The 5931-nt window shown below is 59.3% G+C and carries 8 protein-coding genes; 3 read left to right on the top strand and 5 right to left on the bottom strand.

Features of this window, described 5'->3' with window-relative positions:
• The first annotated feature begins 306 nt into the window (after nucleotides 1-306).
• The gene (locus DTF_RS0115865; protein ID WP_027716116.1) at nucleotides 307-498 is read left to right on the top strand and encodes a GSU3473 family protein; all 192 of its coding nucleotides are present in this window, start codon (nucleotides 307-309) and stop codon (nucleotides 496-498) included.
• 117 nt (nucleotides 499-615) lie between these two features.
• The gene (locus DTF_RS0115860) at nucleotides 616-834 is read left to right on the top strand and encodes a dodecin (RefSeq protein ID WP_027716115.1); all 219 of its coding nucleotides are present in this window, start codon (nucleotides 616-618) and stop codon (nucleotides 832-834) included.
• A 25-nt stretch (nucleotides 835-859) separates the two neighbouring features.
• Here the strand turns inward: DTF_RS0115860 and DTF_RS0115855 are convergent, their stop codons facing one another.
• Genes DTF_RS0115855 through DTF_RS0115845 form a run of 3 tightly spaced genes read right to left on the bottom strand, consistent with a single transcriptional unit; the run spans nucleotide 860 to nucleotide 3232 of the window.
• On the bottom strand, nucleotides 860-1615 hold the full coding sequence (locus DTF_RS0115855; protein WP_051361376.1) for a sulfite exporter TauE/SafE family protein: 756 nt from the start codon (nucleotides 1613-1615) through the stop codon (nucleotides 860-862).
• Entirely contained in the window at nucleotides 1612-2385 is a 774-nt protein-coding gene (locus DTF_RS0115850; protein WP_027716113.1) for a ThiF family adenylyltransferase, read from the bottom strand. Before DTF_RS0115850 ends, DTF_RS0115855 begins: the two co-directional genes overlap by 4 nt.
• A 52-nt stretch (nucleotides 2386-2437) precedes the next feature.
• Nucleotides 2438-3232, bottom strand: coding sequence for a TatD family hydrolase (locus tag DTF_RS0115845; RefSeq protein ID WP_027716112.1), 795 nt, complete (start codon nucleotides 3230-3232; stop codon nucleotides 2438-2440).
• A gap of 195 nt (nucleotides 3233-3427) precedes the next feature.
• On the opposite strand from DTF_RS0115845, the gene DTF_RS0115840 reads away from it, so the two are divergent.
• Nucleotides 3428-5161, top strand: coding sequence for a methyl-accepting chemotaxis protein (locus tag DTF_RS0115840; RefSeq protein WP_027716111.1), 1734 nt, complete (start codon nucleotides 3428-3430; stop codon nucleotides 5159-5161).
• Between the two features lie 97 nt (nucleotides 5162-5258).
• Here DTF_RS0115840 and DTF_RS0115835 read toward each other — a convergent pair whose 3' ends face one another.
• Nucleotides 5259-5450 (bottom strand): DUF2892 domain-containing protein, encoded by a 192-nt coding sequence (locus DTF_RS0115835; protein ID WP_027716110.1) that lies wholly within the window; start codon nucleotides 5448-5450, stop codon nucleotides 5259-5261.
• Nucleotides 5447-5931: efflux RND transporter permease subunit (locus DTF_RS27325; protein ID WP_226989377.1), on the bottom strand; the 485-nt coding region annotated here is incomplete at its 5' end. The genes DTF_RS27325 and DTF_RS0115835, both read right to left, overlap by 4 nt.

The raw sequence follows: 5931 nt of genomic DNA, 5'->3' as shown, positions 1-5931 counted from the left end.
AGTGTCCACGATGTTGTGGCACGAAAATCCGTCCACGATGTCGTGGCACTTAACATCTATTCTCTTTCCATTCCTTGATATTCATCCCCCCATCGACACTTTTTGCCTCCTGCTATGAGGCCATCCAGAGAACCACCGGCGGCAAAATGGAGCCTCGTTGCGTGCCGGCAGACAAAAAGTTTAAAATGAACTAACAGAGGAATCCGGCGAGACCGGACAGTCTCAGGAATCCGCAAAGTTATTTTTTATCGGGAGCAGAAACAGGGAAAAACAAGTTTTTGTACCCGGCACGGAAGGAATATCGCCATGACGGTTGAAGTTATATTCAAAAACGGCAGAAAAGGATATGTGAACAGGTCGGAATTGAACATGCTGATTAACTCAAGGCTGATACAGAGTTTCAAGCGTGCCGATGGATGGGTGCGCATCGGCATGGATCCGCTCCGGCAGAGAGGCGATTTAAGCTACTCCGGAGAGGAAAAGCGTGCTCATTACTGACCTTTTCGGCAATCGTCTCCCCCTTGAGGGCCGGAGTGTCCTCATGGATGGGCTTTACACTCTCCCGAAGGGTGCTAATCTGAAGTTATGCTGACAAACCTGAGAAGGGAGGGAGTCATGACTTACGGAAAAGACCGGGTGTACAAGAAGCTGGAGGTGATCGGGGTTTCGCAGTCCGGAATCGAGGGAGCCATCCAAGCGGCTTTGAGCAAAGCCAGCAGCAGCCTGGAGAAACTCTCCTGGTTTGAAGTCGGGGAGATCCACGGCCATATCGGGGAGGATGGGAAGGTAACTGAATATCAGGTGGTGCTCAGAGTCGCGTTCGAACTGAAGTAGCGGGATCGATCCGGGAACACAGGACTCAGCCGAACAACAGCTTCAGGGCAAAGACAAGAACCGTAAGGGACACGACTTTCTTTATCCAGTCGTGTCCCTTTTTTACCGCCACGCGGGTGCCGATCCAGCCGCCGGTGGCGTTCCCGGCGGCCAAGGCCAGCCCCATGGGCCAATCGACCTGGCTGTGAGCCACGAACACGGACAGGGCGGCGACGGTGAAGACGAGGGTGACGAAGACCTTGACCGCGTTGATGCGCACCAGATCGAGGCCGTGGGCGAGGAGTCCGGTTATGATCAGAAAACCGACACCCGCCTGGACGAAACCGCCGTAGATCCCTATGACGAAAAAAGAGACGAGCAGCACCCCGGTGCGCAGGGGAGTGAAATGGACTTCCTCGATCCGGTGCTTTTTCATCGGATCGAGCACCATGAAGGCGAGCACGCCGATCATGATCAGGGCCAGAATGCGCTGGAAGAGGGCGTCGTCGATATCCACCGCCAGCCGGGCGCCGAGCAGACTGCCGGCGACGGCCGGGGCCGTGCACAGCAGGGCCAGGCCGACTGGCAGCATTTTCTGCCGGCGAAAGCCGCCGATGGCGGTGACGCTCTGGAAGACGATGCCGACGCGGTTGGTGCCGTTGGCCACGGTGGCCGGCAGGCCGAAAAAGATCAGCAGCGGCAGAGTAAGAAGGGAGCCGCCGCCGGCTAGCACGTTGACCACGCCGGTGAAAGCGCCGATGGCGAACAGGGCCGCAGCCTGCAGGGCGAAGGGAAGGCTCACGGCGTCCCATCTCCGAGCAGGGCGCGGATCACCTCCCCGGCCATGGTCAGGCCGAAGATCGGCGGGATATAGGAGGAGCTGCCGAGGATGACCCGGCGGTCGGTGCAGCTCCAGCGCTGCTCCTCCTTGTTGGGGCAGATGCACCCCCCGGCGCAGCCGGCGGTCGATTCGCCCAGGGGGCGGAACTCCTCGGTGGAGTAAACCACTTTCACATCCGAGACGATGCCCCGCCGACGCAGCTCCTTTCGGATGATGCGGGCGAGCCGGCACTTCTGGGTATGGAAGAGATCGGCGACGGCAATTTTGGTCGGATCGAGCTTGTTGGCCGCCCCCATGGAGGAGATGACGGGGATCTCCCGCTCCTTGCAGGATTGGATCAGGTGCAGCTTGGCGGTGATGTGGTCGATGCAGTCGAGGACATAATTATAGCCCCGCCCCAGCAGCTCTTCGGCATTGACCGCCTCGTAAAAGGCCCGGATCGGTTCGACCTGCGCCTGGGGATGTATGGCCCTGCAGCGCTCGGCCATGACCTGGACCTTGGGGCGCCCGACGGTGCCGTCGAGGGCGTGAAGCTGGCGGTTCACGTTGGTGAGACAGATATCATCGAAATCGACCAGGGTGAGACGGCCCACTCCGGCCCGCGCCAGGGCCTCGGAGGCATAGCTGCCGACCCCACCGATGCCGAAGACGGCCACCGATGATCCGGCCAGGCGTGACATTCCCTGATCTCCGACCAGAAGTTCCATGCGGGAGAAGCGATGTTGTTTCATATGAAAATCCGTGATTGGTGATTGGTAAATATCTCTTTCCTATTGGCCTCTTTTAGCGATGACTAGTCACCGGCTTAAGGATTCTTCGCGCGTTCTCCGTCGTCACCCGTGCCGTCTCTTCCTCGCTCCAGCCGCGTACCTCTGCCACCCGGCGGGCGATGAGCGGCAGGTTGGCGGGAGCGTTGGGTTCTCCGCGGTGGGGGTGGGGCGGCATATCGGGAGCGTCGGTTTCGAGAACGATCGCATCCTTTGGCACCTGCCGCAGCACCTCGGGGATCCTCCGGGCGTTGGGATAGGTCAAAGGGCCGCCGAAACCGAGGACGAAGCCGAGACGGATCGCCTCCATGGCGGTCTCGATGCTCCCGGAAAAGGCGTGAAAGATTCCGCCGACACGTTGAGCCTTTTCCTGCCGCAGAATATCCAGCAGTCTTCCCGTCGCCCTCCGGCAGTGGATCAGAACCGGCAGCTGCGCCTCAACGGCAAGCCGCAGCTGACTGCGAAACGCCCGCTCCTGCACCTCCATGTCGGGGGAATCGATGAGAGCGTCAAGGCCGATTTCCCCTACAGCCGCCGTCAAGGTGTTTGAGAACAGATCAATGAGCCCGCCCGCGACCTCCTCGTTCCATTCCGCGGCCGCCAGGGGGTGCAGCCCCGGAGCGACAAGAGCTCCCGGAACGGCCCGGGCGACGGAGAGCATCTGCGGCCACTCTTTCCAACGTACGCCCGGTATGAGGAAAGACTCGACGCCGGCCTGCCGCGCCCGATCGATCTCGCGATCGAGATTCTCGATCAGGGGGGCGGCATTGAGATGCACATGGGTGTCGAAAAGGGCCGCAGGCATTCTCATGGGCTCACAGCGTGTCTCAGAAATTTCTCTTGTGTTTGCCGGAAGTTTCCCGACGGACATCATGCTAGCATAACGGCCGGTGCCATGGGAAGCGCAAGTCCTTTTTACCCCTTGCCCTGCCCCCCCTCCCTGTGATATCTCTAACAGACTGAATTTTCAACGAAAGCCTGATTTTTTTCAGAAAAAGAGGTGAATATGGACCAGAGAGCTCCGGCTAAGACTTCTTACCTTAAAAAGCTGTTTTTTTTCACCCACATTACCGGACTCGTGGCGGGTGGCATCTTTCCATTGCTGGTTGCCCCTTTTCTAGGCGGTGCCGTCATCTCCCTCCCCTTCATCCTGAGCTGTCTGGGGATGGGCCTGGTCATGGGAGCCATCATCTATCTCTTTGTTCGCGAATCCCTCAAGAAACAGCTCCGCCTGCAGCTTCAACAACTGCGCCCCCTGACTGGAGAAATCGCCCTGGGCAAGAATACGGTGGAAGGACTGCAGGAGGCTTCGGAAACCGCTGTCTCTCATGTCGACGCTCTGGTCAAGGGCCTTCTCGGCACCGTGGATGACCTCATCCCGCACTACCGCTCACTGAGCGAAACCGGCCGATATTTTTTCGACAGATCGCGGGAGGGCTTGAAGGCCGCCGTGAACACCCGAAGCGATATCAACGCCTTGAGCGAAAAACAGCAGGCCGTACTGGCACAGGTGGAGGCTCTTTCCAACCGCTCTCAGGACGAGGCCGCCCTGTCCCGGGAGCTCTCAGCTTCCCTGGAGGAGATGGCGGGTGCGATGGATCATTCCACCGCTAAATTTCTTGAGACCACCACCTGTGTCGATGAAGTGGCCTCCAGCGTGCGGGAGGTGACCTCTCAGACAGAGAACATAGCCAGAGATGTGGAGGGTGCGGCCCATGATCTGGATGCCTTCAGTGAATCGCTGCAGAAAATCCGCACAGGGGCTTCGGCCAGCGCACAAGCTGCCGAAGCAGTGAACAGGGATGCCGAAAACGGTCTTGTGGTGGTCAAGTCCTCCATGGAGGAAATGGAGCGGATCGAAAAGGACAGCCGGGAATCGATGGCGGCCATGCAGCGCCTGGCCCACCAGACCGGCGAAGTGGCAAAAATAATCGGGGTCATCAAGGAACTGGTTTCCGATACCGAACTGCTGGCCTTCAATGCCGCCATCATCGCCGCACAAGCCGGGGAAGAGGGGAAAGGCTTCGCCGTTGTGGCGGAAGAGATCCGCGACCTGGCCGACCGCACCACTACAAGCGCACAGGATATTCACCGAATCGTTGAGGCGATCGGGGGAGATACCGCCGAGGTGACCAAGGCGGTGGAAGCGACGGGAGAACGCATTCTTCGCGGCAAGCAGTTGTCGCTGTCCACCGGCGAGGCTTTGCGCAAGATCGTCGAAAGCTCAAAGAGCGCGGCGCTAGCTTCCGAGGAGATCGCCGAGCTCACCGGCCAGGAGGGGGAACGGTCCCGCACGCTGCTCAAAGGTGCGGGGCACAGCCTGCGCTCCGTCAAGGCCATAGCCAGAGCCATGCAGGAGCAGTTGATCGCTACGGTTCGTATTCAGGAAGGGGTCACTGAAATGAAAGGCGCGGCTGATCAGATTGCCAGGGGGATGGAGGAGCAGGTCAGGGCCACACGCGAATTCGACCGCGGCCTGGAGGAACGGGAAGTGCAGATTCAGTCCATCCATGAGGCGACCAGTTTCCAGATGACAACCGTCGAAAAAGTCTTCTCTCATTTCGCGACATCGGAGACCCGCCTGAGCAAGAATGCCGAGAAGGCGGAGGTTCTGGTCAAGGAAATCCGCGAGCTGGAAATTATGGCTGAACGCCTCCGGAAACTCGCCGCCGACTTCGGCCGTCCCGATCAGGGCAAATCCTTTTCAGTCGGAGCGGCGCCCGCAGCGGTTTCTGCCTGAACTACCCCGCAGCAAAGAGTGGATTCCGAATCCGGGATCCTTTGACTGACAACCCGATTAACCGAAAGGCGCCCCGCAAAGGCGCCTTTTTCTTTACTCAATTTTCCCTTACGCCCAGACTTCGCAGAATCGTCATCATCGGGCACCAGTCGGTGAAGGCGCTCTGCAGGAGATTGAGCCCCACGAAGGCCGTGAACCACAGCCAGTGGGGTGAATGGACGAATGCCAGCAGCAGGCTGAGCAGAATGAAAAAGCCGGCGATCAGGCGCAGATACCGATGAATGGTCATGGCTGGAACCTCCTTGCGTGCTGCTCGGCCTTATTGCCGTAAATCAGCCAATAGACGACGGGTATGACCACCAGGGTGAAAGCGGTGGAGGCGAAGACCCCGAAAATGATCGACCAGGCCAGGCCGGAGAAGATCGGATCGAGGGTGATGACCCAGTTGCCGAGAAGGGCCGAGCCGGCGGTGAGCAGAATCGGGCGAAACCGCACGGCGCCGCTCTCCAGGATGGCCTCCTTCAGGGGCATCCCTTTTTTCAGGGAACTGTGGATGAAATCGATAAGGATGATGGAGTTCCTCACCACGATCCCGGCCAAGGCGATCATGCCGATCATGGCCGTGGCGGTGAAGAAGACCGGCGTGTCGTAGCCGCCCACGGGATCGTTCATGAAGATGTTGAGAATCCAGAAGCCGGGCATGATGCCGATCATGGTCAGGGGTATGGCCCCCATGATGATCAGGGGCATGGCAAAGGAGGCGGTCTCCA

This window comes from Desulfuromonas sp. TF (assembly GCF_000472285.1).
Classification (GTDB): domain Bacteria; phylum Desulfobacterota; class Desulfuromonadia; order Desulfuromonadales; family ATBO01; genus ATBO01.
Note: the sequence above shows the minus strand (reverse complement) of the source record. Positions and strands in the feature narration are given on the sequence as shown.

Coding starts and splice junctions, on each gene's coding strand:
- DTF_RS0115850 (WP_027716113.1), bottom strand. CDS start 2,385: ATGAAACAACATCGCTTCTCCCGCATGGAACTTCTGGTCGGAGATCAG.
- DTF_RS0115845 (WP_027716112.1), bottom strand. CDS start 3,232: ATGAGAATGCCTGCGGCCCTTTTCGACACCCATGTGCATCTCAATGCC.
- DTF_RS0115840 (WP_027716111.1), top strand. CDS start 3,428: ATGGACCAGAGAGCTCCGGCTAAGACTTCTTACCTTAAAAAGCTGTTT.
- DTF_RS0115865 (WP_027716116.1), top strand. CDS start 307: ATGACGGTTGAAGTTATATTCAAAAACGGCAGAAAAGGATATGTGAAC.
- DTF_RS0115835 (WP_027716110.1), bottom strand. CDS start 5,450: ATGACCATTCATCGGTATCTGCGCCTGATCGCCGGCTTTTTCATTCTG.
- DTF_RS0115860 (WP_027716115.1), top strand. CDS start 616: ATGACTTACGGAAAAGACCGGGTGTACAAGAAGCTGGAGGTGATCGGG.